The organism is Roseivivax sp. GX 12232 (assembly GCF_021272185.1).
Lineage (GTDB): Bacteria > Pseudomonadota > Alphaproteobacteria > Rhodobacterales > Rhodobacteraceae > Roseivivax.
The window spans coordinates 347,515-373,637 of record NZ_JAJSEC010000002.1 but is presented as its reverse complement, the minus strand read 5'-3'; the positions used below and the strand labels follow the sequence as shown (position 1 = coordinate 373,637).

Genomic DNA, 26,123 nt, shown 5'->3' with positions numbered 1-26,123 from the left:
GCGGCGCGCGGCGCGGAAGTGACGCAGGGGCCGTCCAGAGCCGCGCGAGGCCCGCAAGCGCCGCGAAACCGCCTGAGGCGCGAGCCGAACTCGTCACGGCGCTCGGGTGCGTCGCATGTCCGTTATGCGGCCGGCAGCACTGGCAAATCGGCCCGCTGGGCTTTATGTTGCGCCACAACCATTAAGAAATTGCGTGGACCCTCAAGATGCGCGACCTCAAGATCCCCGGAGAGCGTCACCCGGAAAAGGCCCATCGCCCCGACAATCCCCAGCCGAAGAAACCGGACTGGATCCGCGTGCGCGCGCCCGGCGGCAAGGGCTATGCCGACACCCGCAAGATCATGCGCGACAACAACCTCACCACGGTCTGCGAAGAGGCGGGCTGCCCCAACGTGGGCGAATGCTGGTCGGCGGGCCATGCCACCATGATGATCATGGGCGAGGTCTGCACCCGCGGCTGCACCTTCTGCAACGTCGCCACCGGCCGGCCCGATGCGCTCGATGTCTTCGAGCCGGGCCGGGTCGCCGACGCGGTGCAGAAGCTGGGGCTGAACCACGTGGTCATCACCTCGGTCGACCGCGACGACCTCGACGACGGCGGGGCCGAGCATTTCGCCCAGACCATCCGCGCCGTGCGCCACCGCGCGCCGGGCACCACCATCGAGATCCTGACCCCGGACTTCCTGAAATGCGGCCCCGAGGCGCTGGAAGTGGTGGTCCGTGCCAAGCCGGATGTCTTCAACCACAACCTCGAGACGGTGCCGGCGCTTTATCCCTCAGTGCGTCCGGGCGCGCGCTATTTCCACTCGCTGCGGCTTCTGCAGCGGGTGAAGGAAATCGACCCTTCGGTCTTCACCAAGTCGGGCATCATGGCGGGCCTCGGCGAGGGCCGCGCCGAGGTGCACCAGGTCATGGACGACATGCGTTCGGCCAATGTCGATTTCCTGACCATCGGCCAATACCTGCAGCCGACCCGCAAGCACCACGCGGTCGACCGCTTCGTGACCCCGGAAGAGTTCCAGAGCTACGAAAAGGCGGCCTGGGGCAAGGGCTTCCTGATGGTCTCCGCGACGCCGCTGACGCGGTCGTCCTACCACGCGGGCGAGGATTTCGCCCGGCTGCGCGCCGCCCGGGAGGCGCAGCTGGCCCGCGCCTGAGCGCGCCTGTCCGAGAGTAACGCGAAAACGCCCGGGGCCGCTTGGTCCCGGGCGTTTTTCGTCTCGGCCTTTACGATCCGTCCGGCAGCGCCTTGAGATAGGCCGCCACCGCCTCGCGGTCCGAAGCGGGCAGCTTGGCGAAGTTTTCGATCACCGCGACCATATGACCCCCGGCGCTGTCGTAATCCGGCGTGAAGCCGGTCTCGAGGTAATAGGCGATGTCGGTCGCGGACCAGTCCAGCGTGCCGGGCGTGATCCCCGGGATCCGCCCCTCGCCCGAGGGGTTCGGCGCGCCGGTCAGCCAGGCCGAAAGATCGAGCCCGCCCAGGGCGTTTCTTGGCGTGTGGCATTCGCCGCAATGGGCCAGCGCCTCGACCAGGTAACGCCCGCGCGTCTCGGCCCCCTCGGCGAGGTCGGTGACCACCCAGTCGTCCGAGAGATAAAGCATCTTCCAGCCGCCGAGGCTCGCCCGGATCGAGAAGGGAAAGCCCAGATCGTGCGGCGCGGAGGTTTCCGCGCTTTCCGGCAGCTCCTGCATGTAGGCCCAGAGGTCGGCCACGTCCTGGGGCGCCATCCGCGCATAGGCGGCATAGGGGAAGGCGGGATAATAATGGCTGCCCCCGGGCGTGGTGCCCCGGGTCACGGCGCCGGCGAAGTCCTCGAGCGTCCAGGCGCCGATCCCCGCCTCGGGATGCGGCGAGATATTGGGCGCGCGGAAGGTGCCGAACTCGGTCTCGAAGCTCTGCCCGCCGGCCAGGACCAGCTTGTCCGCGCCCTCGGCCTTGGGCGCATGGTGGCAGGAGGCGCAGCCGGCGGCGGTGAAGACCGCCTCTCCGGCCGTGGCATCCGGGGTCAGATCGGCGTAGCGCGCGGGCTCCACCGCGCGCGGCTGGGTGACCCAGAGGCCCACCCCGGCCAGCACGATGAGCGTCGCGCCCGCGGCCAGCGCCTTGCGCAGCATCGCCGGCCGATCAGTTGGGCGAGGCGCGGTAGCTGTCGTGGCAGGCCTTGCAGGCGCCGCCCAGCTCGCGGAGCCCCGCGCCCACCGCCTCGCGGCCATCGCCGGCGCTGGCCTGAAGCGCCGTGGCCTGTTCGCCGAGCGCCGCCCATTTGGAGGTGAAATCGTCGAAATCGCCCCAGATCTCGGCCTTGGCGCGGGTGCCGTCGCGGGAATCCGCGCCCGAGCCCTCGGGCCAGAGCGGCGGCTGGTTCACCATGGAGATCGCCTGGATCGAATCCGCCGCGTCCTGGGCGGCCTCGGCGCTGTAGTCGACCTCGCCCTTGGCCATGTCGCCGAGGATGCCGAGGTTGATCGCGAGGATCCGGAACTGGCCCTGGCGCGCCTTGAGCTGCGCGTCGAAGTCCTGGGCGACGGCGGGCATAGCCAGCCCGGCGATCGCGGCGGCAAGAACAAAGGTCTTCATGGAAAATCTCCCGAAAGCGGCAAGCGGTGCGGGAAGCCTAGGGCGGAGCTTCCGTTTCAGGAAAGCAACGCTTTCGTGATGACGCCGGGTCAGGCGGGGGCGCGCCACGCGCCCGGGCCACTGCGGGACAAGTGGCCCGGCCCGGCACCGCGCGTAGCGGTCCCGGGCCGAGGCAGTGGGTCAGCCCTTGTCGTGCCCGCGCTTCTCGAAGCGCGGCAGCATGGCCGAGAAGTCCCGGCCCGCGCCGTCCTCACCCTCGACGAAGGTGGCGTAAAGCGCCATGGCGGCGGCCCCGAGCGGCGTGTCCGCATCGGCGGAGCTGGCCGCGTCCTGGGCGAGCCGCAGGTCCTTCAGCATGAGGTCGGCGGCGAAGCCCGGCTTGTAGTCGTTGTCGGCGGGGGACTTGGGCCCCACGCCGGGCGCCGGGCAATAGGTGTTCATCGACCAGCTCGAGCCGCTCGAGGTCGAGACCACGTCGAACATCGCCTGCCGGTCGAGGCCCAGCTTGTCGGCCAGCGCGAAGGCCTCGCAGGTGCCGATCATGGTGATCCCGAGGATCATGTTGTTGCAGATCTTCGCCGCCTGGCCGTTGCCCGAGGCGCCGCAATGCACCGCCTTCTGGCCCATGATGTCGAAAAGCGGCTTGGCCTTCTCGAAGCCCTGCTCATCGCCGCCGACCATGAAGGTCAGCGTGCCGCCCTGGGCGCCGCCGACCCCGCCCGAGACCGGCGCGTCGAGCGGCAGGAGCCCCGCGGCGCTGGCCTTCTCGGCCACGGCCCGGGCGCTGTCCACGTCGACGGTGGAGCAGTCGAGGAAGACCGCGCCCGCGGCCATGGCCGGGATCGCCTCGTCGGCGACGCGGCGCAGAATGTCGCCGTTGGGCAGCATGGTGATGACCACCTCGGCGCCCGCGACCGCCTCGGTGGCGCTGGTCGCGGTGGTGATCCCCTGGAGCGAGACCGTGGCGGTGTCGAAGCCGGTCACCTCGTGGCCCGCGCGGGCCAGGTTCTGGGCCATCGGCCCGCCCATGTTGCCGAGCCCGATGAATGCGATCTTCATGTTCCTGCCTCCTCAGTGAGCGCGTGAAAGTCGAGCGCCACCCCCGGCACCGGCGCCAGCATGGCGCGGGCCTCCTCGAACGGCAGCGCCGCGAGGTCGTGCTGCCAGTTCGGGCTGCGGTCCTTGTCGATGACCTGGGCGCGGACGCCCTCGAGGAAATCGCCCTGGTCCATGGCCCGATGCGTGGCGCGGTATTCCAGCGCCAGAGCGGCGCGGATGTCCTGCGCCTCGGCGCGGTGGCGGCGGATCAGCTCGAGCGTGACGGCCAGCGACAGGGGCGAGCCCCGCGACAGGCCCTTGAGCGCCTTGGCCGAGGTCTCCGAGCCATCGGCGCGCAGGGTCTCGAGGATGCCCGCCAGATCGCCCGATCCGAAGAGCGTGTCGAGCCGGTCCTGCTCGGCGGCCAGCGGGCTCTCGGGCGCGGGCGCCGTCGCGGCCTCGAGCGCGGCCAGGTCGCCGGTCTCGGACAGCGAGGTCTTCAGCGCCTCCCAGCGGGCCTCGGGCACGAAACGGTCGGCAAAGCCGCAATGGATCGCGTCGCCCGCGCCCATGCGCGCGCCGGTCAGCCCGAGGTATTCCCCCAGCCGCCCCGGCGCCCGGGACAGGAGCAGCGAGCCGCCCACGTCGGGCACCAGCCCGATGCCGCATTCCGGCATGGCGACCTGGGTGCTTTCGCCGACGATCCGGTGCGAGACATGGCCGCCCAGGCCCACGCCGCCGCCCATGACGAAGCCCTGCGCGAAGGAGAGGATCGGCTTGGGATATTCCGCCAGAAGCGCGTTCATCCGGTATTCGTCGCGCCAAAAGGCGCGGGCGGCGTCGTAATTGCCCTTGATGCCCTCGTGATACATCGCGGCGATGTCACCACCGGCGCAGAAGGCCTTTTCGCCCGCCGCATCCAGGATCACCAGGGACACCGCCTCGTCGGCGAGCCAGTCCAGAAGCGCCGCCTCGATCTGCAGGCACATCTTGTGGCTCAGCGCGTTCAGCGACTTCTCGCGGGTCAGCGTGATGCGGCCCGCGCGGCCTTCCTTGCGGATCGAAACCTCGCTCATCCCCGAGCCTCCAGCATCTTGCGCGCCACGATCAGGCGCATGATTTCGTTGGTGCCTTCCAGGATCTGGTGCACCCGCAGGTCGCGGACGATCTTCTCGATCCCGTAATCGGCCAGGTAGCCGTAGCCGCCGTGCAGCTGCAGGCATTGGTCGGCGATGCGCGAGCCCGCTTCGGTGACGAATTTCTTCGCCATGGCGCAGCGCTTGGTCGCCTCGGGGTGCTTCTGGTCGAGCGACCAGGCGGCCTGGCGCAGGAAGACCCGCGCGGCCTCGAGCTCGATCTCCATATCGGCGAGGCGGAACTGCAGCGCCTGGAACTGGTCGATGGTCTGCCCGAAGGCCTTGCGCTCGCCCATGTAGGAGAGCGTCGCGTCCAGCGCCGCCTGCGCGGCCCCCAGCGAACAGGCGGCGATGTTGAGCCGCCCGCCGTCGAGCCCGGCCATGGCGTATTTGAAGCCCTGGCCCTCTTCGCCCAGAAGGTTCTCGGCACCAATCTTGCAGCCGTCCATCTGCACCTGGCGGGTGGGCTGCGAGCGCCAGCCCATCTTGTCCTCGAGCGCGCCGAAGCTCAGCCCCTCGGTGCCGTCCTCGACCAGGAAGGCCGAGACGCCGCGCGGGCCGTCCTCGCCCGAGCGCGCCATGACGATATAGGCGTCGGAATAGCCGCCGCCCGAGATGAAGGCCTTGGTGCCGGTCAGGCTGTAGCCTTCATTTGTGCGCTCGGCCTTGGACTTCATCGCCGCCGCGTCCGAGCCCGAGCCCGGTTCGGTCAGGCAGTAGGAGAGCACGGTCTTCATCGCCACCGCGTCGGGCAGGACGCGGGCCTTCATCTCGTCCGAGCCGTAGCGGTCGATCATCGCCGCGCACATGTTGTGGATCGACAGGAAGGCCGCGACCGAGGCGCAGGACTGGCTCAGCGCCTCGAAGACCAGCGTGGCGTCGAGCCGCGAGAGCCCCGCGCCGCCGGCCTCCTCGGAGACATAGAGCCCGCCCAGGCCCAGCTCGCCCAGTTCGGGCCAGAGCTCCTTGGGGATGGTGCCGTCCTTCTCCCAGGCCAGGGCATTGGGGGCGATGCGGTCGGCGCCGAAGCTCTGGGCCATGTCGAAGATGGCCTGCGCTTCCTCGGAGAGCGTGAAGTCCATTATCGGCCTCCCTTCCGGTAAATGAACAAGTGTTTAATTGTTGTGGCAGCCCGCCCCGAAGGGCGCAAGCGGCATTCTGGGCCGCCGCCGGACCACGGCTGGGCCGCCACCCGGCCCTCCGGGCGCGGCGGGTGCTCCGCGCCCGGGCGGCCGAGAGACGACGCCCGGACAAGCCGGGCGCCGCACCCTCAGGCTCAGTCCATGGCCTTGAAGTTGAACTCGCCGCCTTCCTTGATGCCCGAGAACCACCGCGAGGTGACGGTCTTGGTCTTGGTGTAGAAGCGGAAGGCGTCGGGGCCGTACTGGTTGAGGTCGCCGAAGGCCGATTTCTTCCAGCCGCCGAAGGTGTGGTAGCTCAGCGGCACCGGGATCGGGAAGTTGATGCCGACCATGCCGACGTTGACCCGGTGCGCGAAGTCGCGCGCGGTGTCGCCGTCGGCGGTGAAGATCGCGCAGCCGTTGCCATAGGGGTTGTCCATGGTGATCTTCAGCGCCTCCTCGTAGGAGCCGGCGCGGACCTGGCTCAGGACCGGGCCGAAGATCTCTTCCTTGTAAATCTCCATCTCCGGGGTGACGTGGTCGAAGTAGGAGGGGCCGACGAAGAAGCCGTCCTCGTAGCCCTGCAGCTTGAAGCCGCGCCCGTCGACCACAAGGTCGGCGCCCGCGTCCACGCCCGAGCCGATCAGCTTCTCGATGCGCTCCTTGGCGGCGGCGGTGATCACCGGGCCGTAGTCGACCTCGTCCTCGGAGGTATAGGGGCCGACGCGCAGCTTCTCGATGCGCGGCACCAGCCGCTCGCGCAGCGCCTCGGCGGTCTCCTCGCCGACCGGGACGGCGACCGAGATCGCCATGCAGCGTTCGCCCGCCGCGCCGAAGCCCGCGCCGACCAGCGCGTCGGCGGCCTTGTCCATGTCGGCATCCGGCATGACGATCATGTGGTTCTTGGCGCCGCCGAAGCACTGGGCGCGCTTGCCGTTGTTCGCGGCGCGGCCGTAGATGTACTGCGCGATCGGGGTCGAGCCGACGAAGCCCACCGCCTGCACGGTCTCGTTGTCGAGGATGGCGTCGACCACCTCCTTGTCGCCGTTGACCACCTGCAAGACGCCGTCGGGCAGGCCCGCTTCCTTCAGCAGCTCGGCCAGACGCAGCGAGGTCGAGGGGCAGCGCTCGGAGGGCTTGAGGATCATCGCGTTGCCCGCGACCAGCGCCGGGGCCATCTTCCAGAGCGGGATCATCGCCGGGAAGTTGAAGGGCGTGATGCCGGCCACGACGCCCAGCGGCTGGCGCATGGAATAAAGGTCGATGCCGGGGCCGCCGTCGTTGGTGTATTCACCCTTGAGCATATGCGGCGCGCCCATGCAGACCTCGACCACTTCGAGCCCGCGCTGCACGTCGCCGCGCCCGTCGGGCAGGGTCTTGCCGTGTTCCTTGGAGACCAGCTCGGCCAGCTCGTCCATATGCTCGTTGATGAGCTGGGCGAACTTCATCATCACCCGCGCGCGGCGCTGCGGGTTGGTGGCACCCCAGCCCTTCTGGGCCTCGGCGGCGCGGGCCACGGCGTCGTCCAGCTCGGCCTTGGTGGCCAGCGGCGTGCGGCCCGAGACCTCGCCGGTGGCGGGGTTCATCACGTCCGAGAAGCGGCCCGAGCCGCCTTTGACATGCGCGCCGTCGATGTAATGGGTCAGTTCTGCGCTCATCTTCCGTCCTCCGGGATTCGTTTGGCGGGAGATTAGCCTTGCAAATTTGCGGGCAGAAGGGGCATCTCATCAAAAAGGATTTGCGAAAATGCAGGGGCGGGCGCCCCGGCGCGCGGAGGCACGATGTTCAGCTGGGACGACATGCGGATATTCCTCGCCACCGCGCGGGGCGAGAGCCTCTCGGCCGCCGGGCGCAGCCTGCGCATGGACCCCGCGACCGTCGGGCGGCGGATCGGCCGGCTCGAGGAAGACCTGGGCGCGCCGCTGTTTGCCAAGAGCCCGCAGGGCTACGCGCTGACCGAGGCGGGCACCCGGCTTCTGGCCCATGCCGAGGAGGCCGAACAGGCCATGCAGGCCGCCGTCGAGACCGTCGCGGGCCGCTCCGAGGGCATGTCGGGCCAGATCCGCATCGGCGCGCCGGACGGCTGCGCGAACTACCTCCTGCCGCAGGTCTGCGCGCGCATCGTCGAGGAGAATCCCGACCTCGAGGTGCAGATCGTGGCGCTGCCGCGGGTGGTGAACCTCTCCAAGCGCGAGGCCGACATGGCGATCACCGTCTCGGCCCCCTCGGCGGGGCGGCTGACGGTGCAGAAGATCTGCGACTACCGCCTGCACCTCGCGGCGACGCGGGGCTACCTGGCCGAGGCGCCTGCCATCGCGGCGCTCTCGGACCTGCGCGGGCATCGGGTGGTCGGCTATATCCCCGACATGATCTTCGACAAGGAGCTGGACTACCTCGGCGCGCTCGGGGTCGAGCAGGTGGCGCTGGCCTCGAACTCGGCCTCGGTGCAGTTCCAATGGGTGGCGCAGGGCGCGGGCCTGGGCATCGTGCACGACTTCGCCATGCCCACGGCGCCGGGGATGACGCGCATCCTGCCCGAGACGCTGAGCCTCACGCGGTCCTTCTACCTGGTGCGCCACGCCGACGACCGGCGGCTGGAACGGCTGAACCGCTTCGCCCGGATCCTCAGCGAGGGGATTCGCGCCGAGGTCGCCCGGTTGGAAAGTCTGACTTGACAGCCGGGGGGCGCCGCGTGGACGCTCAAGGTCCAACTTACCCGGAGAGGGAGGTCTCCCATGCAGGTCCAGCAGATCCTCAAACTCAAGGCCGATGACGGCGTCGTCACCCTCGGGCCCGATCGCCCGGTGCAGGACGTGGCGAAGATCCTGTCCGAGCGGCGCATCGGCACGGTGGTCATCTCGGAGGACGGCGAGACCGCGCTCGGCATCCTGTCCGAGCGCGACATCGTCCGCGAGCTGGGCGTTCAGGGCCCCGGCTGCATGGAGGAGCCGGTGGAGCGTTACATGACCCGCAAGCTCGAGACCTGCAGCCGCGGCGACAGCGCCCGCGAGGTGCTGGGCCGGATGACCGAGGGCCGCTTCCGCCACATGCCGGTGATCGAGAACGGCAAGATGGTCGGGCTGATCACCCTCGGCGACGTGGTCAAGGCGCTGCTCTCCGAGCTGGAAATGGAGAAAAACGCCCTCGAGGGCATGATCATGGGCTACTGAAAGGGGCGCCCGGGCGCGACCTGCTTGCAATGCGCGGCGCAATATTGTTGCGTGCGCGGAACAACTGACAGGCGCGAGGGAATGCCATGGCCATGCGGACGGCGCTCTATCCCGGGACTTTCGATCCGATCACGCTCGGGCATATCGACATCATCCGCCGCGCGGCGCGGCTCTGCGACAAGCTGGTGATCGGCGTGGCGATCAACCGCGACAAGGGCCCGCTCTTCGATCTCGAGGAGCGGGTCGCGATGATCCACGCCGAATGCGGCCCGCTGTCGGAGGAGACCGGCACCGAGATCGTCGTGCATCCCTTCGAAAACCTGCTGATCGACTGCGCCAACGACGTGGGCGCGGGGATCATCGTGCGCGGTCTGCGCGCGGTGGCGGATTTCGAATACGAATATCAGATGGTGGGGATGAACCGGGCGCTCGATTCGAGCGTCGAGACCGTGTTCCTCATGGCCGAGGCCCGGCACCAGGCCATCGCCTCGAAGCTGGTGAAGGAAATCGCGCGTCTCGGGGGCGACGTCACCAAGTTCGTCACCCCCGAGGTCCGAACCGCCCTGGTGGGCAAGTTCGGCGCTTAGCCGTAGACGGCGCTGCGCGCGACGTCGCGTTCGCGACCGTTGATGTTGAGGTCAACGCGGGTCTCCAGCGGCAGGCCCTCCAGCTCGTGGCGGGTGCGGCGGAAAGCGGCGCGCTTGCGCAGGCGGTCGTTCAGCGTTTCGAAAAATGCCATCTCGCATCTCCTTCGAAGTCTTCGTCTCTGTTGGCGCTAACTTATGCGTGCTGCGTCGCAGCACAACTTCGCTGAGGCGGAAGCCGCCATGCAAAAAGTGCATGGCGGGGAAAGGGCGTAGGGTGTTGGTTTTGTTGGGTTAATTTATGCGGGCTGGTGGGGCGGGAGGGATTTGGGCGGTGCTCCGGGGCCTTGAAAGGCGGGATTGGCTGACAGTGAGCCGCGACCTGCCCCCGGCTTCGGGGTTAACTTGAATCGCCTTGGCCCCGGCCTGACTCGCCCAGCCAAAGCCCCCCCGCAGCCACCGACGCACCACTCTCAAACCCCGCTCACCTTGCGCCCGAATAGCATCGAAGATGCCGGGCGCGCGCCGGACCGGCCCCTTGGGCCGGCGCTCCTGTGGGCGAAGCGCGTAAATCGCCGCTAGCCCTGACATTGCTGGGATAAAGCGCCCCGCTCGGAGGTCGGCAGCGCCGGCCCCCGGTCCGGCGCGCGCCCTCTGTTGCGAGGGCTGTGAGGGGGGCAGACGCCTTTGGTGAGGGGTTGCCCGGAGCGTCAGGCGTGGGGCTTTTTGCGCGGGCGCAGCAGCGGCGTGGTGCCTGGTGCTGTTCTGGGCTTGAGGGCCTTTGCGGCTTCTCAGGCTTTCAGGGGTCACGCGCTCGGTGCACCCGAGCCTAGGCCTGAGCCTGAGCCTGAGCCTGAGCCTGAGCCTGAGCCTGAGAAAGCCCAGCAAACCCAGCCCACCAAACCACCACCCCACACACAAAAAAACGCCGGACCGATCCCTCGGCCCGGCGTCCCGGCGCGCACCCTCAAAGGCACGCCCCAAATCAAACCACCTCAGACGAACTTGCCCAGTTCCACCGCGGTGTCGACCATGCGGCTCGAGAAGCCCCATTCGTTGTCATACCAGCTCAGCACCCGCACGAAGTTGCCGTCCATGACCTTGGTCTGGTCGGTCGCGAAGATCGAGGAATGCGAGTCGTGGTTGAAGTCCTGGCTCACCAGCTTGTGGTCGGTCACGCCGAGGATGCCCTCCAAGGGACCGCTGGCGGCGGCCTTGCGGATCGCCTCGTTGACCTCCTCGGCGGTGGTGTCGCGGCCGGCCTCGAAGGTCAGGTCGACAACCGAGACGTTGGGCGTCGGCACCCGGATCGCCACGCCGTCGAGCTTGCCGGCGAGGTCGGGCAGCACCAGGCCCACGGCCTTGGCCGCACCGGTCGAGGTCGGAATCATGTTCAGCGCCGCGGCGCGGGCGCGGTAGAGATCCTTGTGCATCGTGTCCAGCGTCGGCTGGTCGCCGGTGTAGGAGTGGATGGTGGTCATGAAGCCGCGGGTGATGCCCATGGTGTCGTTCAGCACCTTGGCCACCGGCGACAGGCAGTTGGTGGTGCAGGAGGCGTTGGAGACCACCAGGTCGTCGGCGGTCAGCGTCTCGTGGTTCACGCCGTAGACGATGGTCTTATGCGCCTCGGAGCAGGGCGCCGAGACCAGCACGCGCTTGGAGCCGTTCTCGAGGTGCAGCGCGGCCTTCTCGCGGCTGGTGAAGATGCCGGTGCATTCCAGCACCACGTCCACGTCCGACCAGGGCAGCTCCTTGGGGTCGCGGATCGCGGTCACGCGGATCTTGCCGCGGCCCACGTCGATCCAGTCGTCTCCAGTGGTGACCGCGACCGGGAAGCGGCCGTGCACGCTGTCGTACTGCAGAAGATGCGCGTTGGTCTCGACCGGGCCGAGATCGTTGATCGCGACGACCTCGATGTCGGTGCGGTTCTGCTCGATGATCGCGCGCAGCACGTTGCGGCCGATCCGTCCGAAGCCATTGATCGCGACTTTGGTGGTCATGGAGGTTCTCCTTTGCGCCTGGGGCGGAGTGGTCTGGATCCAATTCGTTACCGCTAACAAGCAAAGCGGCCCGCGCCTGTCAAGGTGACGGAGCCCGCGGTCGGGTCAAGAGCGAAGAGAGATCAGCGCCAGAAGGCCAGCCATTCCAGGAGTTCGAAGAACTTCTGCCCGAGGAAGACCAGGTGCTCAGGGCCGAAGAGCGCGAGGTCCAGGACCACGGCGCCCAGGATCAGGAGGCCGAGGGACAGCGCGACAGAATTGGTCATGGTGTGCGCTCCTGGGGGTGAATGCGCGGCGGGCGCGCGGCATCGGGCGGGCCCAGCCTAGCAGGCTGCGGGGCGGGGATCACGCCCGCGCCGCGTCGCGGAGGTCATGGCGGGGCGGGGCTGTGGCTTTCCGATCCTCGGTGGGCGCGGGGCAGGGGCCCAGGGGCCAAAAGGCCGCCGGATGCCGCTCCGCGGCAACGATCGCTGCTTAGACAGAAAAAAATGCCCGGACCGCACGATCCGGGCGTTTCTACTCTCTGCCTGCAGGACGCCTCAGCGCGCGCAGAAAGGCTCCGCCAAGCTCCCGGCCAGCGCCACCCCTCAGTGCAGCATCCGCCCCATGGCGGCGGCCACATCGGCCATGCGCGCCGAGAAGCCCCATTCGTTGTCATACCAGGCCAGCACCCGCACCAGCCGCTTGCCGGTCACCTTGGTCTGGTCCGGCGCGAAGATCGAGCTTTGCGTGGTGTGGTTGAAATCCACCGAGACCTTGGGCTCGGGGTCATAGGCCAGGACCGAGCCCATGCGGCCCGCGGCGGCCTCGGAGACCACCTCGTTCACATCCGCGACCGTCACGTCGCGGCCCGCCACGAAGGTCAGGTCCACCGCCGAGACATTGGGCGTCGGCACCCGGATCGCCGAGCCGTCGAGCTTGCCGCGCAGGTTCGGCAACACCTCGCCCAGGGCCTTGGCCGCGCCGGTCGAGGTCGGGATCATCGCCATGGCCGCCGCGCGGGCGCGGTAAAGGTCGTCGTGCCGCCGGTCGAGCGTCGGCTGGTCGCCGGTGTAGGAATGGATTGTGGTCATGATGCCCGACTCGATGCCGATGGCCTCGTCCAGCACCTTGGCGAGGGGCGCGAGGCAATTCGTCGTGCAGGAGCCGTTCGAGATCAGCGTCTCGCCTTCGGCCAGGTCGCGGTGGTTCACCCCGTAGACCACGGTGCGCTCGACGTTCTTGGCGGGCGCCGAGATCAGCACCGACTTGGCGCCGCGCGCCTTGTGGACCTGCGCCTTCAGCCCGTCGTTGTATTTGCCGGTGCACTCCAGGACGACGTCGCAGCCCTCCCAGTCAAGCTCCTCGGGGTCATAGGTCGAGAACATCTTCATCGGCCCGCGCCCGAGGTCCATGGTGTCCCCCGAGACCCGGACCTCGCCGGGGTAGCGGCCGTGCACGCTGTCGTAGCGCAGAAGATGCGCCGAGGTCTCGATCGGGCCGGTGGCGTTGATCTTGACCACCTGCACATCGTTGCGCGCGCTTTCCGCGATATGGGCGAGCGTCGACCGCCCGATCCGTCCGAACCCGTTGATCCCGACCGTCACCGTCATGAAATGCCTCCGTCACAGCGTTTGTGAACCTTCGTATACGGAGGGGAGCGGGGGCGCCGCAATCCGGAAAACCGTGTTTTTCCAATATGTTGGCGTTAACATCTGGTCGCGGACCCATGGTTGCGCTAACCCTTCTGGCATGGTCGCGCTAACACAATGGGCCGGGGGCTCCAGATGATCCTTTCCGATCTTGCCGCGCTTGTCGGGCGGCTGCTGATCGCGGCGCTCTTCGCCGCGGGCACCGTGCAGAAACTGGCCGATCCGGGGCCCGCCATGGCGCTGCTGACCGATCGCGGCTGGCCCGAATTGCTGATCTGGCCCGCGACGCTCTTCAACGGGGCGGCGGCGCTGGCGCTGATCCTGGGGCTCTGGACCCGGCCCGTGGCGGCGGCGCTCGCGGCCTATTGCATGGTCACCAGCTACTTCCACTTCCTGCCCGAGGACCCCTGGCAGATGTCGATCTTCGTGAAGAACTGGGCCGTGGCCGGCGGCTGCCTGGTGCTTTCCGCCCATGGTCCCGGCCGTTTCGCGCTTGCGCCCTTGCGTTGAGGGCACGCGGGCTTACCTTGGCGCTCGGTTCAGGCAGAGGTGAGACATGAGCGGTCTTCTGGCGCTTCTCGACGACGTGGCGGGCATCGCCAAGGTGGCGGCGGCCTCGGTCGACGACATCGCGGGGCAGGCGGCCAAGGCCGGCTCCAAGGCCGCGGGGGCGGTGATCGACGACGCGGCGGTGACCCCGAAATACGTGCAGGGCTTCGAGCCCGCCCGCGAGCTGCCGATCATCTGGAAGATCGCGCGGGGCTCTTTGTTCAACAAGCTGGTGTTCCTGTTGCCGGCGGGGCTCTTGCTGTCGGCCTTCGCGCCCTGGGCCATCGCGCCGCTCCTGATGCTGGGCGGGGGCTACCTCTGTTTCGAGGGCGCCGAGAAGATCGCCCATGCGCTGGGGCATCATGACGTCCAGGAAGAGGCCGGCCGCACCAAGGTCATCGACGACCCCCAGCACCTCGAAGAGGAAAAGGTCGAAGGCGCGATCAAGACCGATTTCATCCTTTCCGCCGAGATCATGACCATCGCGCTGGCGGCGATTCCGGCCAGCACCTTCTGGATGGAGGCCGCGACGCTGGCAACCGTGGCGGTGATGATCACGCTCGCGGTCTATGGCTCGGTGGCGCTGATCGTGAAGATGGACGACATCGGGCTCTGGATGACCCAGACCGCGCGGACCGGGCTTGGCCGGGGGCTCGGGCGCGGCATCGTGAAGTTCATGCCGTTCCTGATGAAGGCCCTGGCGGTGATCGGCACCGGCGCGATGCTCTGGGTCGGCGGCTCGATCATCGTGCACGGGCTGGGCCAGATGGGCTGGCACGGGCCGGAAGAGGTGATCCACGCGGTGGCGGTCGCCGTGGCGGGCGTGACGCCCGAGGGGCTGCACGGCGCGGTGGAATGGATCGTCACGGCGGGGATCGACGGCGTTTTGGGCCTGGCGCTTGGTCTGGCGCTGATCCCGGTGGGGCAGCGCTTCATCACGCCGCTCTGGCGGGCGACCTTCGGGGCCAAGAAAAAGGCCGCCTGAGCGGGCAGGCGGCCTTTCGCGGTTCTTTCGGGCTTTAGGGCGCCCCCGCGCTTCAGCTCGAGCCCTGCGGGGTAATCCGCACGATCCGCCCGTTGTCCGCATCGGTGATCGCCAGCAGGCTGCCGTCGGCATCCACGGTCACGTCGCGCACCCGGCCGAGCTGCATCAGCATCCGCTCTTCCTCGCCGACCCGGTCGCCCTCGAGCCCCAGCCGCACGATGCCGCCGGGATTGAGCGAGCCGATGAACATGTCGCCCTGCCACTCGGGGAAGAGATCGCCTTCGTAGATCGTCAGGTCGCCCGGCGCGATCACCGGGTCCCAGAAATAGACCGGCTGCTCCATGCCCTCGGCCTGGGCTTCGCCCGAGCCGATCGGGCTGCCGCCGTAGGTCTCGCCGTAGGAGATCACCGGCCAGCCGTAGTTCTTGCCGGGTTCCGGCAGGTTCAGCTCGTCGCCGCCCCGGGGCCCGTGTTCGATGGTCCAGAGCTGGCCGTCGCGGACGTGCGCGCCCTGCACGTTGCGGTGGCCGTAAGACCAGATCGAGGGCACCGCCTCGGGGTCGTCCACGAAGGGATTGTCCTCGGGCACGGCACCGTCCTCGGTGAAGCGCACGATCTTTCCGTAGGTCTTGTCGAGGTCCTGGGCAAAGACGCGCTCTTCCTCGGTAGAATGCTCGCCGGTGGTGACGAAGACATGGCCCGCGCCGTCGAAGACCACCCGGCTGCCGAAATGCGCGGGCGAGAAGGAGGAAGGCTCCTGCACGAAGAACTCGGTCACATCCTCGAGGCGCGAGAGGTCGTCGGAGAGCCTGCCATAGGCCGCCGCCGTGGCGTTCTTCCGCAGCCCGATGGGTTTTGCATAGGTCAGGTAGACCCGCCGGCTTTCGGCGAAATCGGGCGCGAGCGCCACGTCGAGAAGCCCGCCCTGGCCCTGGGCGCGGACCTTGGGCACGTTGCCGATGGGCTCGGAGATCGCCCCCTCGGGATCGACGAAGCGGAGCGCCCCGGGCCGTTCGCTCACCAGGTAGCCCGCGCCCTCGGGCAGGACCGCGATGCCCCAGGGATGGGTGAGCCCCTCGGCGAGGGTTTCGGTGGCGAGCGTGACCTCGCTTTGCACGAGCGGCGCGCGGAACTGGTCCTCTCGGGCGGGCGGGAAATCGGTGTTGCGCGGGCCGCGCTCGAAGCCCTGGCCGAAGGCCGGGGCGGCGAGGGTCAGCGCGAGGGCCGAGAGGCCGAGCGCGCGGAGCGGGGTCTGGGTCATGGAGCTCTCCCTTTGGACGGTTGTTCGGGATGCTACGCGCAGGGGTGGGGAAAGTTGCATCACAGGGGCGTGGGGGGAGGTGGTTGGGTGAGGTGAGTGGGGCAGAAAGGCAGAGAGGCGGGGCAGCGGGGACGACAGCGGGCGTTGGCAGGCTGGTTTGCCGAGCTTGGGGCAGGGACTGGTGACACCCGAAGAACGCTTGGAGTTCTGCGCAAATCGTTCGAACCTCGACGAACCACGCCACCAACGGGCCCGCCAAGCCCAGCAAACCGCACCACGCCCCCCTTAAGGCCCCTGCAACATCACACCCCAAACCCACCCCAGCGGGCAGAGGGCGCGCGCCGGACCGGGGGCCGGCGCTGCTGTGCTCTGAGCGAGGCACTTTATCCCAACAAGGTCAGGGCTAGCGATGATCTAAGCACGCCACCCACAAGAGCGCCGGCCCAAGGGGCCGGTCCGGCGCGCGCCCGGCGCCTGCGGCGCTATTCGGGCGCAAGGAGGGCGCGGGGTCGAACGGGCGGCGCTGGTGCAAAGGTGGATTTGGGAGGTGGATTGTGGGCTTGGGCAGGGAGGGCTTGCCCTTGCGGCCCGGGATCTGCCGAGCCTTTACATGAGAACCGGCCCAAGGGAGCCGAGCCGGTCCTTTCCTTCATGGAAAATCCCTCATGCAAAACCACATCCGCACAGGCCCGTAGAAACCGACACCCGCACAAGCTGGGCGCCTCCCGGAACCCGCACAGGCCGGGCGCAACCCGGACCCGGCTCCATCCGGGCGCGCCACCACCCGGTCGCGCCATCGGGTATCGCCCCCCCAAACAAAAAAGCGCCCCGCGTCACCAGCGGAGCGCCTTCTCTCAAATCAAACCCGCAAGCCTTACAGCAGCGACTTCACCTTCTCGACCACGGCCTCGGCGGTGATGCCGAAGTGCTCGTAAAGCTCGCCCGCCGGCGCCGAGGCGCCGAAGCCGGACATCCCCACGAAGCCGGCCTTCTTCTCGCGGCCGCGCTCGCCGATCAGCCAGCGGTCCCAGCCCAGCTCGACCGCCGCCTCGACGCCGACCCGCACCGGGCCCGCGGGCAGCACGCGCTTGCGGTAGCTCTCGTCCTGCTCGGCAAACAGCTCCCAGGACGGCATGGAGACCACCCGGGTGCCGATGCCCTCGGCCTGCAGCGCCTCGCGCGCGGCCATGGCCACCGAGACCTCCGAGCCGGTCGCCAGCAGGATCGCCTGGCGCTTGCCCTCGGCCTCGGCCAGCACATAGGCGCCCTGCGAGACGAGGTTCTTGGTCTTCACCTCCTTGCGCACCGCCGGCAGGCCCTGGCGCGACAGCACCATGACCGAGGGGCGGTCGCTCTGGGTCAGCGCCAGTTCCCAGGCCTCGGCGGTCTCCACCGTGTCGGCGGGCCGGAAGGTCAGGGTGTTGGGCGTGGCCCGGCAGATCGCCAGGTGCTCGACCGGCTGGTGCGTCGGGCCGTCCTCGCCGAGACCGATGCTGTCATGGGTCATCACGAAGACCGTCGGCACCTTCTGCAGCGCCGCGAGCCGCATCGCGGGGCGGGCGTAATCGGTGAAGCAGAAGAAGGTCCCGCCGTAGGGCCGCACGCCGCCGTGTAGCGCCATGCCGTTCATCGCCGCGGCCATGCCGTGCTCGCGGATACCGTAGTAGACGTAGCGGCCCTCGCGGCTCTCGACGTCGAAGACGCCCAGATCGGCGGTCTTGGTGTTGTTCGAACCGGTCAGGTCCGCCGACCCGCCGAGCGTCTCGGGCATGATCGGGTTCACCACCTCGAGCACCATCTCGGAGGATTTCCGCGTGGCGACCTTGGGCTGGGTCTCGACCAGCTGCTTCTTCAGCGCCTTGATAGTGGCCGAGAGCTTCTTCGGCGCCTCGCCGGCGAGCGTGCGGTCGAACTCGCGGCGCTTGGCGGCGGAGAGCTTCTCGGCGCGGGCCTCCCAGGCCTCGCGGTCAGCACCGCCGCGGCGGCCGGCCTCTTCCCACCAGCTCTTGATCTCGGCGGGAATGTCGAAGGGCGCGGCCTCCCAGCCCCAGACCGCGCGGGCGGCGGTGTTCTGGTCTGCATCGGTCAGCGCACCATGGCCCTTGGCGGTGTCCTGCGCGGCATGGCCCAGCGCGATATGCGTCTTGCAGGCGATCATCGAGGGCCGCTTGTCGGCCTTGGCGGCGCGGATCGCGGCGTCGATGGCCTCGGGGTCGTGGCCGTCGATCTCCTGGACGTGCCAGCCGGAGGCGGCGAAGCGCTGCGGCTGGTCGGTCTTGTCGGCGATCGAGACCGCGCCGTCGATGGTGATGGCGTTGTTGTCCCAGAAGACGACCAGGTGGCCCAGCTCCTGCCGGCCGGCCAGCGCGATGGCCTCCTGGCTGACGCCCTCCATCAGGCAGCCGTCACCGGCGATGACATAGGTGTGGTGGTCGATCAGCTTCTTGCCGAAGCGCGCGCGCAGCGATTCCTCGGCGATGGCGAAGCCCACGGACATGGCGATGCCCTGGCCGAGCGGGCCGGTGGTGGTCTCGATGGCGCTGGCCAGGAAGTTCTCGGGGTGGCCCGCGGTCCGGGCGCCGAGCTGGCGGAAGTTGCGCAGCTGGTCGAGCGTGATCTCGCTGTCGCCGGCAAGGTAGAGCAGCGCATAAAGCAGCATCGAGCCGTGACCGGCGGAAAGGATGAAGCGGTCGCGGTCGGCCCAGTTCGGGGCGCTGGCGTCATATTTCAGGTGCTGGCCCCAGAGCACGGTGGCAACATCCGCCATGCCGATCGGCATGCCCGAATGCCCGGAGTTCGCTCCCGCCACGGCGTCGAGTGCCAGGGCGCGGATCGCCGCCGCCCGCTGCCAGTGTTCGGGGTGTTTCGCCTTGAGCGCGTCGATGTCCACGGGTCACTGTCCTGTCTGAGCAAAAAGGGATCAACCTGCGTCTAATCAGCGCCTGCGGCAAGATCAAGCTCGGGCGCCAAGGCCTTGACATCAAACGGGGGGCGCTTTCCCCTTTGACTTGTTAAATTCATCTGACACGACGCCAAAGACACGATTCGGGCCGCCCGCGGCCCGTGGCGGACCGGGCAAGAGGCAGACAGAATGAGCGATCTATCGGAGCTTGAGCGGCGCATCGCCGCCGCATTGGACCGCATCTCGCGCGGGGTCGAAGGGCTGGGCCATGAGGCGCCCGCGGCCGGGGACGACGCCGAGGCGGGCGCGGCCCGCGCCGAGATCGCCCGGCTCGAGGCCGCGCTCGAGGACGAGCGCACCGCCAATGCCCAGCTCGAGGCGCGGGTGCGCGCCATCCGCGACAAGCAGGACGGCGAGGTCTCGGGCCTGCGCGGCGAGGCCGAGACCACCCGCCAGGCGCTGGCCGATCTCGACGCCGAGCTGCAGCGCCTGCGCCACGCCAACGACATGCTGACCCGCACCAATGCCGAGATGCGCGAGGCGCTGCAGGACAACCTCGGCGAGCCGCATCTGATCAACCAGGCCATGCTGGCCGAGCTCGAGGCCCTGCGCGCCGCGCGCAGCGCCGAGGGCGCCGAGAGCCGCGCGGTCCTCTCCGCGCTCACCCCGCTTCTGGCCGAGGCCGAGGCGCGCGCCAGCGAAGAGGAGGTCTCCTGATGCCCGAGATCGACATTTCCATCGGCAACCGCTCTTTCGCCGTCGCCTGCCAGGACGGCGAGGAGCAGTTCCTGATCACCGCCGCCGAGATGCTCGACCAGGAGGCGCAATCGCTGGTCAGCCAGATCGGGCGGCTGCCCGAGACGCGGATGCTGCTGATGGCCGGGCTGATGCTGGCCGACAAGACCGCGGGTCTCGAGGACAAGCTGGCGGTGGCCGAGGCCCGGGTGGCCGAGCTCGAGACGCGGATCAAGCAGGAGGCGCAGCGGCCCCAGCCCAGCCCGCAGAAGGTCGAGGTGCCGGTGCTGCCCGAGGGCGTGCTGGAAAGCATGGCCGAGCTGGCCGCCCGCGCCGAGGCGGTGGCCGAGGAGGTCGAGGAGAAGGCCGAGGGGTGATCTAAGCCGTCCAGGCCAGTCAGTGCTGAGCAAAAAGGCCGGCGCCCACCTGGGGCACCGGCCTTTTCTGTGTGATGCGGCCCGCGCGCGCTCTGGTGTCGCGGCGCGCCTGCCAATCAGTCCAACAGCGCCTGTGACGGTCAGCTTGCGTGGCAGGTCCAGCGACTTGCCGCTTGGACCCGCCGCTGGCTCACCTCACCGGCGCGCCCGGCCTCAGCCGTTGGCTTCGCGGATCTTCTCGGCGGCGTCCTTGTCGTAGCTCACGCCGTTGTCGGAGAAGAGCTGGTCCAGCTCGCCCGAGAGGGTCATCTCGGTGATGATGTCGCAGCCGCCGACGAACTCGCCCTTCACGTAGAGCTGCGGGATGGTCGGCCAGTCGGAGTAATCCTTGATGCCCTGGCGGATCGCCTCGTCGGAGAGGACGTTCACGTCGGTGTAGTCCACGCCCATGTAGTTCAGGACGCCGGCCACGCGGCTCGAGAAGCCGCATTGGGGCATCGACTTGGTGCCCTTCATGTACAGGACCACGTCGTGGGATTTGACCGTCTCGTCGATCTGGGTCTGCGCGTCGGTGGTGCTCATGTCCGTTCCCTTCGGAAGTTCGTGTTTGCCGGAGGTGCCCGCCTTGGGGCCGTCAGTCCGGCACCTTGGTGGTCAGCGCCAGGGCGTGCAGCTCGCCCTGGCTGCCGTCCATCTTGCCTTTCAGCGCCGAGTAGACCGCGCGTTGCTGCTGCACGCGGTTCTTGCCCCGGAAGCTCTCGTCGATGACCTCGGCGGCATAGTGGTTCCCGTCGCCAGCCAGATCGGTGATCGTGACCTTGGCGTCGGGAAACTCTGCGCGGATCAGCGCTTCGATTTCGTGGGCCTGCATAGCCATGAATAGGGGCTCCGATGTGTCGTATTGGTCCAGATGTAAGGGGGGCTTGCGGGCCACGCAAGCGGGCTCAGGCCGCGATCTCGGCCCAGACCGGCACGTGGTCCGAAGGTTTTTCGCGTCCGCGCTGCTCCCGGTCGATGCCCGCTTCGACCAGGAGGTCGGCGCAGGCGGGGGTCAGGAGCAGGTGGTCGATGCGGATGCCGTTGTTCCGGTTCCAGGCCCCGGCCTGGTAGTCCCAGAAGGAGTAGTGCCCGGGCCCGGGGTGGCGGGCGCGGAAGGCCTCTGTGAAGCCCAGGTTCAGGATCCGCCGGAAGGCCGCGCGGCTCTCAGGCAGGAAAAGCGCGTCCTCGCGCCAGCTCTCTGGCTTGGCGGCGTCCTCGGCCTGGGGGATGATGTTGTAATCGCCCGCCATGAGCGCGGGTTCCTCGCTCGCGATGAGTTCCTCGGCGCGGGCCTTGAGGCGCTCCATCCAGGCCAGCTTGTAGTCGTATTTCGGCCCCGGCGCGGGGTTGCCGTTGGGCAGATAGAGCCCGCAGATCCGCAAGGGCAGGCTGTCGCCCATGACCGTGGCCTCGATCCAGCGCGCCTGTTCGTCGCTGTCGTCCCCGGGCAGGCCTCGGCGCACGTCCTCGAGCGGGCGCTTGGAGAGGATCGCAACCCCGTTGAAGCTTTTCTGGCCGTGGGTCTCGACGTTGTAGCCCATGTCCTCGAAGTGCTCGCGGGGGAAGTTCTCGTCGACCGACTTGATCTCCTGGAGCAGCGCGACGTCGGGCTGGGCCTCGGAGAGCCAGGCCGAGAGCGCCTCGAACCGGGCCTTGATGCCGTTGATGTTGAAGGTCGCGATCTTCATGGGGCAGGGGCCTCCGGTGGCGTTGCGCTGCGCCGTTTCTGGGCGAGGCCGCGACGCATTGCAAGCGGTGGGGGGGTGAGGTGCGGCTGGAGACGGATTGTGGGGCTGGAGGGTGGCTCGGGCACAAGGCGTGGAAGTCGTATTGGGCCATCCACTGCACTTACAGCAATCACAGGCCAGCCAGCCCGCGTCCGAGCCCCTGCTTGATCTACCGACCACACCCAACACTCAGCGCAGCCCCTTTGCGCCCGGACCGCGCCGCAGGCGCAGGGCGCGCGCCGGACCGGCCCCTTGGGCCGGCGCTTCTTGGGATGGTGCGCCTGGTTCGTCGTTCGTCCTGACCTTGTTGGGATAAAGTGCACCGCTCAAAGGTAAGAAGCGCCGGCCCCCGGTCCGGCGCGCGCCCTTTGCCCGCTGGGGTGTGCTGGGTGGTGAGGGGGGGGAGACGCGGGAGTGCCGAGAGGTGGTTCGTGGTTAATCTCACGGTGTATCCACGGAGACCTTGCCGGGCGTCTAGCCGTCGAGCCTTGTGAAACGATCCGCCTGCCAAGCCAAATAGCGGTCCAGCCGAGCCAAACACCTGCGCGGCCGACCACACGACTATCCCCCCCCTCAACCAAACCAAAAACGCCCGCGTCATCCGACACGGGCGCTCTCCATACGAACAACACCGGCGCCCACCAATCAGGCCACCCGGCGCACCACAATCACATCGCGAAACTCGTCCCGCAGCCGCAGGAGCTCGCCACATTCGGGTTCTCGATCACGAATCGCGCGCCGATCAGCTCGTCGGAAAAGTCGATCACGGCGTTCTCAAGGAACTGCAGCGACACCTGGTCGACCACCACCTTCTGGCCCTGGCCCTCGAGCACCAGGTCCTCGTCCTCGGGCGCATCGAGCTTGATGTCGTATTGGAACCCCGAGCAGCCGCCGCCCTCGACGGCCACGCGCAGGGCCTGTCCCTGGTCGCCCGCGCCGATCTCGGCCAGGCGGGCAAAGGCGCGCTCGGTCACTTTCGGGGGCAGTTGCATCGATAATCCTCGCAAAACAGGGGGGTTGAGCTGTCTCTGGGCGTTTTCATCCCGCGCAGACCCCAATATATGAAGGTCCGGGACAGCCGACAAGGACAGGACCGGAATGACTGCCGCCTATGCATGCTCGCCCGCCTTCGCGCGCGGGCGGCTCCACCCCGAGGAGGAAAGCGCCTTCCGCTCCTGCTTCCAGCGGGACCGGGACCGCATCATCCATGCCTCGGCCTTTCGCCGCCTGAAGCACAAGACCCAGGTCTTCGTGGAACACGAGGGCGATTTCTACCGCACCAGGCTCACCCATTCGATCGAGGTGGCGCAGGTGGCGCGGACGATCTCCAACGCCATCGGGCTCGACATCGACCTGACCGAGGCGGTGGCGCTGGCCCATGACCTCGGCCACACGCCCTTCGGCCATACCGGCGAGGATGCGCTCGACGCGCTGATGCAGCCCTACGGCGGCTTCGACCACAACGCCCAGACCCTGCGCATCGTGACCACGCTGGAACGCCATTACGCCGAGTTCGACGGGCTGAACCTGACCTGGGACACGCTCGAGGGCATCGCCAAGCACAACGGCCCGGTGACCGGCGAATTGCCTCACGCGCTGGCCGAATACGACGCGGTGCAGGACCTCGAGCTGCACACCCATGCCAGCGCCGAGGCGCAGGTGGCGGCACTCTCGGACGACATCGCCTACAACAACCACGACCTGCACGACGGGCTCCGGGCGGGGCTCTTCACCGAGGCGGACATCGCCGAGCTGCCGCTGGTGCGCGAGGCCTATGCCGAGGTCGACTGCGCCTATCCCGCGACCGACGCCACGCGGCGGCGGCACGAGGCGCTGCGGCGGGTCTTCGGCTACATGGTGGGCGACCTGATCGACACCTCGCGGGCGGCGCTGCTGGCCTCGGGGGCAAACCACCCGCAGGAGATCCGCGAGCTCGGCCGGCCGGTCATCTCCTTCTCCGACGGGCTCTGGGCCGACCTGAAAGAGATCCGCGCCTTCCTCTTCACGCGGATGTATCGCGCGCCCTCGGTCATGGCGCAGCGCGCCAAGGTCACCCGCGCGGTGCACGAGCTGTTTCCGATCTACCTCGGCGATCCGGCGCTGCTGCCGCGCCGCTGGCAGGGCGACATCGAGAGCGCCGCCGACGAGGCCGCGCTGGCGCGGCTGGTGGCCGATTACATCGCGGGCATGACCGACCGCTTCGCGCTGCAGGAACACGCGCGGCTGACCGGCGAACACGTGCTGGCCGACCAGACCTGAGCGTGGCAGGGGGCTTGACCGCGCCGGGCTGACCGTGGCGCGACACCCCTTTTGCCCGGTTTCGAGGCAGCCCCAGCGGCGCCTGCGCATCTGTGCCGCAAGCCTCTGCGCAGACAGCGCGAATTTCCCTCGAAACCCCGCGTGACCCCGCTACACTCGGGCGGGTCACGGGCAGAGAGGGCAGCATGGCGACAGCAGAGACCGCGGGGCTCGCCCCGGTCATGGCCTTCGCGCTGGTGGGCGCGCTTGGCGTGGGCTCGCAATGGATCGCCTGGCGGCTGAGGATGCCGGCCATCGTGCTGATGCTGGTCGCGGGCCTCGCCGTGGGGCCGGGGCTGGGCATTCTCGATCCCGGGCGCGATTTCGGTGCGCTTCTCCAGCCCATGGTGGCCATCGCCGTGGCGATCATCCTTTTCGAGGGCGGGCTGACGCTGAACCTCGGGGGGCTGCGCGACGCGGCGACCGGGGTGAAGCGGCTGGTGGTGCTGGGCGCGCCGCTGGGATGGATCGCCTCGGCGGCGGCGCTGCACTACGTGGCGGGGCTGAGCTGGGCGACCTCGGCGGTCTTCGGCGGCATCATGATCGTCACCGGTCCGACGGTGATCGCGCCGCTCCTGCGGCAGGCGCGGCTCAGGCGGCGGCCCGCCGCACTCCTACAATGGGAAGCCATCGTCAACGATCCCGTCGGCGCGCTGGCGGCGGTCCTCGCCTTCGAAGTGGTGGTCGTCACCCAAAGCGCGGGCAGCGCCGGCCATGCGGCGCTCGACGTGGCAAGCGGCATCGCGCTCGCGGCCTTCCTGGGGCTTTCCGCGGGCTGGGGCATGGCGCGGGCCTTCGCACGCGGCATGGTGCCGGAATACATGAAGGTGCCCGTCCTGTTCGTGCTCGTCCTCGGCGTCTTCGGCGTCTCGGACTGGGTGCTGCACGAGGCGGGGCTCCTGGCGGTGACGCTCATGGGGCTGGTGATCGCCAATGTCGAGCTGCCCTCCTACACCGAGTTGCGGCGCTTCAAGGAACAGGCGACCGTCATGCTGGTCTCGGGCGTCTTCATCCTGCTGGCCGCCAATATGGACCGCGCGACGCTGGCGGCGCTCGACATCCGCGCGCTTCTCTTCGTGCTGGCGGTGATCCTGCTGGCGCGCCCCGCGGCGGTGCTTCTGTCGCTGGCGTTTTCGGATGTGCCATGGGCCGAGCGGCTCCTGATCGCGCTGACCGGCCCGCGCGGGGTGGTGCTGGTCGCGGTGGCGGGGCTTTTCGGCGAACGGCTCGCGGGGATCGGCATCGAGGACGGTGCGCAGATCGCGCCCCTGGCCTTCGCGCTGGTGGCCGCGACGGTGGTGCTGCACGGCTTCACCCTCTCGCCGCTGGCGCGGCTCCTGGGGCTGACCGCGGCGGAGAGGCCGGGGGTGATGATCGTCGGCGGCTCGCCCTGGTCGGTGGCGCTGGCGCGCGCGCTCAAGGGGCTGGACCTGCCGGTCATCGTGGTCGATCCGAACTACATGCGGCTGCGCGGTGCGCGCGAGGCCGAGATTGAGACCTATTTCGGGGATCTTCTCTCCGAGGACGCCGAGCATAGGCTCGACCTCGTGCGCTATGAACATGTCATCGCGGCCACCGATAACGATGCCTACAACACGCTTGTGACCACCGACCTCGGGCCGGAGTTCGGCCGCGAGAAGGTCTTCCAGCTCAAGCGCTCGCGCGAGACCTCGGCGCGGCACACGCTGCCCGCGACGCTGGGCGGGCGGCCCGTGGCCCCGAACGAGACCTACCTCGAGGCCAACCGCCGCATCTCCGAGGGCTGGGAGTTCCGCACCACGCGCCTGACCGAGGAGTTCGACCTCGAGGATTGGCGCAGCCGCAACCCCGAGGCGGTTCTGGTGGCCGATCTCGACGCGGCAGGCACGCTGCGCTTCCTCGGTCCCGAGGAGAGCCCGCGCGAGCAGCCCGGCACCTGCATCCTGGTGCTGGCGCCGAAGCGGGCCGAGCGCAAGGAGGCCTGAGCGCGGGGAGGGCCAAGCGTAAGGC

The 26,123-nt window shown here is 68.8% G+C and carries 26 protein-coding genes; 10 read left to right on the top strand and 16 right to left on the bottom strand.

Annotated features, from left to right (window positions below):
* Positions 1 to 206 precede the first annotated feature (206 nt).
* The gene (lipA, locus tag LR948_RS05725) at positions 207 to 1,157 is read left to right on the top strand and encodes a lipoyl synthase (protein WP_232753019.1); all 951 of its coding nucleotides are present in this window, start codon (positions 207 to 209) and stop codon (positions 1,155 to 1,157) included.
* A gap of 70 nt (positions 1,158 to 1,227) precedes the next feature.
* Here lipA and LR948_RS05720 read toward each other — a convergent pair whose 3' ends face one another.
* The 6 genes from LR948_RS05720 to LR948_RS05695 form a co-directional block, all read right to left on the bottom strand.
* On the bottom strand, positions 1,228 to 2,118 hold the full coding sequence (locus LR948_RS05720; RefSeq protein ID WP_232753018.1) for a cytochrome c: 891 nt from the start codon (positions 2,116 to 2,118) through the stop codon (positions 1,228 to 1,230).
* 10 nt (positions 2,119 to 2,128) lie between these two features.
* Entirely contained in the window at positions 2,129 to 2,581 is a 453-nt protein-coding gene (locus LR948_RS05715; RefSeq protein ID WP_232753017.1) for a cytochrome c, read from the bottom strand.
* Between the two features lie 180 nt (positions 2,582 to 2,761).
* Positions 2,762 to 3,640, bottom strand: a complete 879-nt coding sequence (gene mmsB, locus LR948_RS05710) for a 3-hydroxyisobutyrate dehydrogenase (RefSeq protein ID WP_232753016.1) — start codon at positions 3,638 to 3,640, stop codon at positions 2,762 to 2,764.
* Complete coding sequence (locus LR948_RS05705; RefSeq protein ID WP_232753015.1) at positions 3,637 to 4,695, bottom strand: enoyl-CoA hydratase/isomerase family protein; 1,059 nt, start codon at positions 4,693 to 4,695, stop codon at positions 3,637 to 3,639. The genes mmsB and LR948_RS05705 overlap by 4 nt, the downstream gene beginning before the upstream one ends.
* Entirely contained in the window at positions 4,692 to 5,837 is a 1,146-nt protein-coding gene (locus LR948_RS05700; protein ID WP_232753014.1) for an acyl-CoA dehydrogenase family protein, read from the bottom strand. Before LR948_RS05700 ends, LR948_RS05705 begins: the two co-directional genes overlap by 4 nt.
* Before the next feature lie 194 nt (positions 5,838 to 6,031).
* Positions 6,032 to 7,534, bottom strand: a complete 1,503-nt coding sequence (locus tag LR948_RS05695) for a CoA-acylating methylmalonate-semialdehyde dehydrogenase (protein ID WP_232753013.1) — start codon at positions 7,532 to 7,534, stop codon at positions 6,032 to 6,034.
* Between the two features lie 123 nt (positions 7,535 to 7,657).
* Here LR948_RS05695 and LR948_RS05690 point away from each other — a divergent pair, with 123 nt between their 5' ends.
* The 3 genes from LR948_RS05690 to coaD all read left to right on the top strand — a co-directional run bounded on the left by LR948_RS05690 (position 7,658) and on the right by coaD (position 9,633).
* The gene (locus LR948_RS05690) at positions 7,658 to 8,551 is read left to right on the top strand and encodes a LysR family transcriptional regulator (protein WP_232753012.1); all 894 of its coding nucleotides are present in this window, start codon (positions 7,658 to 7,660) and stop codon (positions 8,549 to 8,551) included.
* A gap of 60 nt (positions 8,552 to 8,611) precedes the next feature.
* Positions 8,612 to 9,046 (top strand): CBS domain-containing protein, encoded by a 435-nt coding sequence (locus tag LR948_RS05685; protein WP_232753011.1) that lies wholly within the window; start codon positions 8,612 to 8,614, stop codon positions 9,044 to 9,046.
* 92 nt (positions 9,047 to 9,138) lie between these two features.
* The gene (gene coaD, locus LR948_RS05680; protein WP_232753179.1) at positions 9,139 to 9,633 is read left to right on the top strand and encodes a pantetheine-phosphate adenylyltransferase; all 495 of its coding nucleotides are present in this window, start codon (positions 9,139 to 9,141) and stop codon (positions 9,631 to 9,633) included.
* Here the strand turns inward: coaD and LR948_RS05675 are convergent.
* The 4 genes from LR948_RS05675 to gap (LR948_RS05660) all read right to left on the bottom strand — a co-directional run bounded on the left by LR948_RS05675 (position 9,630) and on the right by gap (LR948_RS05660) (position 13,222).
* Positions 9,630 to 9,785: a hypothetical protein gene (locus LR948_RS05675; protein WP_232753010.1), complete on the bottom strand. Its 156-nt coding sequence runs from the start codon at positions 9,783 to 9,785 to the stop codon at positions 9,630 to 9,632. The two genes, coaD and LR948_RS05675, sit on opposite strands and share 4 nt — an antisense overlap.
* An 840-nt stretch (positions 9,786 to 10,625) precedes the next feature.
* A complete protein-coding gene (gap, locus tag LR948_RS05670) occupies positions 10,626 to 11,630 on the bottom strand; it encodes a type I glyceraldehyde-3-phosphate dehydrogenase (RefSeq protein ID WP_232753009.1) in 1,005 nt (334 codons plus the stop codon).
* Positions 11,631 to 11,752: 122 nt separating this feature from the next.
* Positions 11,753 to 11,896 (bottom strand): hypothetical protein, encoded by a 144-nt coding sequence (locus LR948_RS05665; protein ID WP_232753008.1) that lies wholly within the window; start codon positions 11,894 to 11,896, stop codon positions 11,753 to 11,755.
* Positions 11,897 to 12,217: 321 nt separating this feature from the next.
* A complete protein-coding gene (gene gap, locus LR948_RS05660) occupies positions 12,218 to 13,222 on the bottom strand; it encodes a type I glyceraldehyde-3-phosphate dehydrogenase (RefSeq protein WP_232753007.1) in 1,005 nt (334 codons plus the stop codon).
* Between the two features lie 174 nt (positions 13,223 to 13,396).
* On the opposite strand from gap (LR948_RS05660), the gene LR948_RS05655 reads away from it, so the two are divergent.
* Both LR948_RS05655 and LR948_RS05650 read left to right on the top strand, forming a co-directional pair.
* Positions 13,397 to 13,771 (top strand): DoxX family protein, encoded by a 375-nt coding sequence (locus LR948_RS05655; protein ID WP_232753006.1) that lies wholly within the window; start codon positions 13,397 to 13,399, stop codon positions 13,769 to 13,771.
* A 46-nt stretch (positions 13,772 to 13,817) separates the two neighbouring features.
* Positions 13,818 to 14,795 (top strand): DUF808 domain-containing protein, encoded by a 978-nt coding sequence (locus LR948_RS05650; protein ID WP_232753005.1) that lies wholly within the window; start codon positions 13,818 to 13,820, stop codon positions 14,793 to 14,795.
* A gap of 52 nt (positions 14,796 to 14,847) precedes the next feature.
* Here LR948_RS05650 and LR948_RS05645 read toward each other — a convergent pair whose 3' ends face one another.
* Positions 14,848 to 16,056, bottom strand: a complete 1,209-nt coding sequence (locus LR948_RS05645; protein WP_232753004.1) for a PQQ-dependent sugar dehydrogenase — start codon at positions 16,054 to 16,056, stop codon at positions 14,848 to 14,850.
* An 874-nt stretch (positions 16,057 to 16,930) separates the two neighbouring features.
* Positions 16,931 to 18,946, bottom strand: coding sequence for a transketolase (tkt, locus tag LR948_RS05640; protein WP_232753003.1), 2,016 nt, complete (start codon positions 18,944 to 18,946; stop codon positions 16,931 to 16,933).
* A 201-nt stretch (positions 18,947 to 19,147) separates the two neighbouring features.
* Between tkt and LR948_RS05635 the strand changes: the two genes are divergently transcribed.
* On the top strand, positions 19,148 to 19,675 hold the full coding sequence (locus LR948_RS05635) for a hypothetical protein (RefSeq protein WP_232753002.1): 528 nt from the start codon (positions 19,148 to 19,150) through the stop codon (positions 19,673 to 19,675).
* Positions 19,675 to 20,070 carry a cell division protein ZapA gene (locus tag LR948_RS05630; RefSeq protein ID WP_232753001.1) on the top strand — a complete coding sequence of 132 codons (396 nt, stop codon included), beginning with the start codon at positions 19,675 to 19,677 and terminating at the stop codon, positions 20,068 to 20,070. The genes LR948_RS05635 and LR948_RS05630 overlap by 1 nt, the downstream gene beginning before the upstream one ends.
* A 213-nt stretch (positions 20,071 to 20,283) precedes the next feature.
* Here the strand turns inward: LR948_RS05630 and grxD are convergent, their stop codons facing one another.
* The 4 genes from grxD to LR948_RS05610 form a co-directional block, all read right to left on the bottom strand.
* Positions 20,284 to 20,652, bottom strand: coding sequence for a Grx4 family monothiol glutaredoxin (gene grxD, locus LR948_RS05625; protein ID WP_232753000.1), 369 nt, complete (start codon positions 20,650 to 20,652; stop codon positions 20,284 to 20,286).
* 52 nt (positions 20,653 to 20,704) lie between these two features.
* Positions 20,705 to 20,947, bottom strand: a complete 243-nt coding sequence (locus LR948_RS05620) for a BolA/IbaG family iron-sulfur metabolism protein (RefSeq protein WP_232752999.1) — start codon at positions 20,945 to 20,947, stop codon at positions 20,705 to 20,707.
* 67 nt (positions 20,948 to 21,014) lie between these two features.
* Positions 21,015 to 21,797, bottom strand: a complete 783-nt coding sequence (xth, locus tag LR948_RS05615) for an exodeoxyribonuclease III (RefSeq protein WP_232752998.1) — start codon at positions 21,795 to 21,797, stop codon at positions 21,015 to 21,017.
* A gap of 707 nt (positions 21,798 to 22,504) precedes the next feature.
* Positions 22,505 to 22,828 carry an iron-sulfur cluster assembly accessory protein gene (locus LR948_RS05610; protein WP_232752997.1) on the bottom strand — a complete coding sequence of 108 codons (324 nt, stop codon included), beginning with the start codon at positions 22,826 to 22,828 and terminating at the stop codon, positions 22,505 to 22,507.
* 106 nt (positions 22,829 to 22,934) lie between these two features.
* Here LR948_RS05610 and LR948_RS05605 point away from each other — a divergent pair, with 106 nt between their 5' ends.
* Positions 22,935 to 24,095, top strand: a complete 1,161-nt coding sequence (locus LR948_RS05605; RefSeq protein ID WP_232752996.1) for a deoxyguanosinetriphosphate triphosphohydrolase — start codon at positions 22,935 to 22,937, stop codon at positions 24,093 to 24,095.
* 185 nt (positions 24,096 to 24,280) lie between these two features.
* Positions 24,281 to 26,098 (top strand): sodium:proton antiporter, encoded by a 1,818-nt coding sequence (locus LR948_RS05600; protein WP_232752995.1) that lies wholly within the window; start codon positions 24,281 to 24,283, stop codon positions 26,096 to 26,098.
* The last annotated feature ends 25 nt before the right edge of the window (positions 26,099 to 26,123 follow it).

Bases quoted from the DNA above. Each gene is read 5' to 3' on its own strand.
- lipA (WP_232753019.1), top strand. From the start codon at position 207: ATGCGCGACCTCAAGATCCCCGGAGAGCGTCACCCGGAAAAGGCCCAT.
- LR948_RS05720 (WP_232753018.1), bottom strand. From the start codon at position 2,118: ATGCTGCGCAAGGCGCTGGCCGCGGGCGCGACGCTCATCGTGCTGGCC.
- LR948_RS05715 (WP_232753017.1), bottom strand. From the start codon at position 2,581: ATGAAGACCTTTGTTCTTGCCGCCGCGATCGCCGGGCTGGCTATGCCC.
- mmsB (WP_232753016.1), bottom strand. From the start codon at position 3,640: ATGAAGATCGCATTCATCGGGCTCGGCAACATGGGCGGGCCGATGGCC.
- LR948_RS05705 (WP_232753015.1), bottom strand. From the start codon at position 4,695: ATGAGCGAGGTTTCGATCCGCAAGGAAGGCCGCGCGGGCCGCATCACG.
- LR948_RS05700 (WP_232753014.1), bottom strand. From the start codon at position 5,837: ATGGACTTCACGCTCTCCGAGGAAGCGCAGGCCATCTTCGACATGGCC.
- LR948_RS05695 (WP_232753013.1), bottom strand. From the start codon at position 7,534: ATGAGCGCAGAACTGACCCATTACATCGACGGCGCGCATGTCAAAGGC.
- LR948_RS05690 (WP_232753012.1), top strand. From the start codon at position 7,658: ATGTTCAGCTGGGACGACATGCGGATATTCCTCGCCACCGCGCGGGGC.
- LR948_RS05685 (WP_232753011.1), top strand. From the start codon at position 8,612: ATGCAGGTCCAGCAGATCCTCAAACTCAAGGCCGATGACGGCGTCGTC.
- coaD (WP_232753179.1), top strand. From the start codon at position 9,139: ATGCGGACGGCGCTCTATCCCGGGACTTTCGATCCGATCACGCTCGGG.
- LR948_RS05675 (WP_232753010.1), bottom strand. From the start codon at position 9,785: ATGGCATTTTTCGAAACGCTGAACGACCGCCTGCGCAAGCGCGCCGCT.
- gap (WP_232753009.1), bottom strand. From the start codon at position 11,630: ATGACCACCAAAGTCGCGATCAATGGCTTCGGACGGATCGGCCGCAAC.
- LR948_RS05665 (WP_232753008.1), bottom strand. From the start codon at position 11,896: ATGACCAATTCTGTCGCGCTGTCCCTCGGCCTCCTGATCCTGGGCGCC.
- gap (WP_232753007.1), bottom strand. From the start codon at position 13,222: ATGACGGTGACGGTCGGGATCAACGGGTTCGGACGGATCGGGCGGTCG.
- LR948_RS05655 (WP_232753006.1), top strand. From the start codon at position 13,397: ATGATCCTTTCCGATCTTGCCGCGCTTGTCGGGCGGCTGCTGATCGCG.
- LR948_RS05650 (WP_232753005.1), top strand. From the start codon at position 13,818: ATGAGCGGTCTTCTGGCGCTTCTCGACGACGTGGCGGGCATCGCCAAG.
- LR948_RS05645 (WP_232753004.1), bottom strand. From the start codon at position 16,056: ATGACCCAGACCCCGCTCCGCGCGCTCGGCCTCTCGGCCCTCGCGCTG.
- LR948_RS05635 (WP_232753002.1), top strand. From the start codon at position 19,148: ATGAGCGATCTATCGGAGCTTGAGCGGCGCATCGCCGCCGCATTGGAC.
- LR948_RS05630 (WP_232753001.1), top strand. From the start codon at position 19,675: ATGCCCGAGATCGACATTTCCATCGGCAACCGCTCTTTCGCCGTCGCC.
- grxD (WP_232753000.1), bottom strand. From the start codon at position 20,652: ATGAGCACCACCGACGCGCAGACCCAGATCGACGAGACGGTCAAATCC.
- LR948_RS05620 (WP_232752999.1), bottom strand. From the start codon at position 20,947: ATGGCTATGCAGGCCCACGAAATCGAAGCGCTGATCCGCGCAGAGTTT.
- xth (WP_232752998.1), bottom strand. From the start codon at position 21,797: ATGAAGATCGCGACCTTCAACATCAACGGCATCAAGGCCCGGTTCGAG.
- LR948_RS05610 (WP_232752997.1), bottom strand. From the start codon at position 22,828: ATGCAACTGCCCCCGAAAGTGACCGAGCGCGCCTTTGCCCGCCTGGCC.
- LR948_RS05605 (WP_232752996.1), top strand. From the start codon at position 22,935: ATGACTGCCGCCTATGCATGCTCGCCCGCCTTCGCGCGCGGGCGGCTC.
- LR948_RS05600 (WP_232752995.1), top strand. From the start codon at position 24,281: ATGGCGACAGCAGAGACCGCGGGGCTCGCCCCGGTCATGGCCTTCGCG.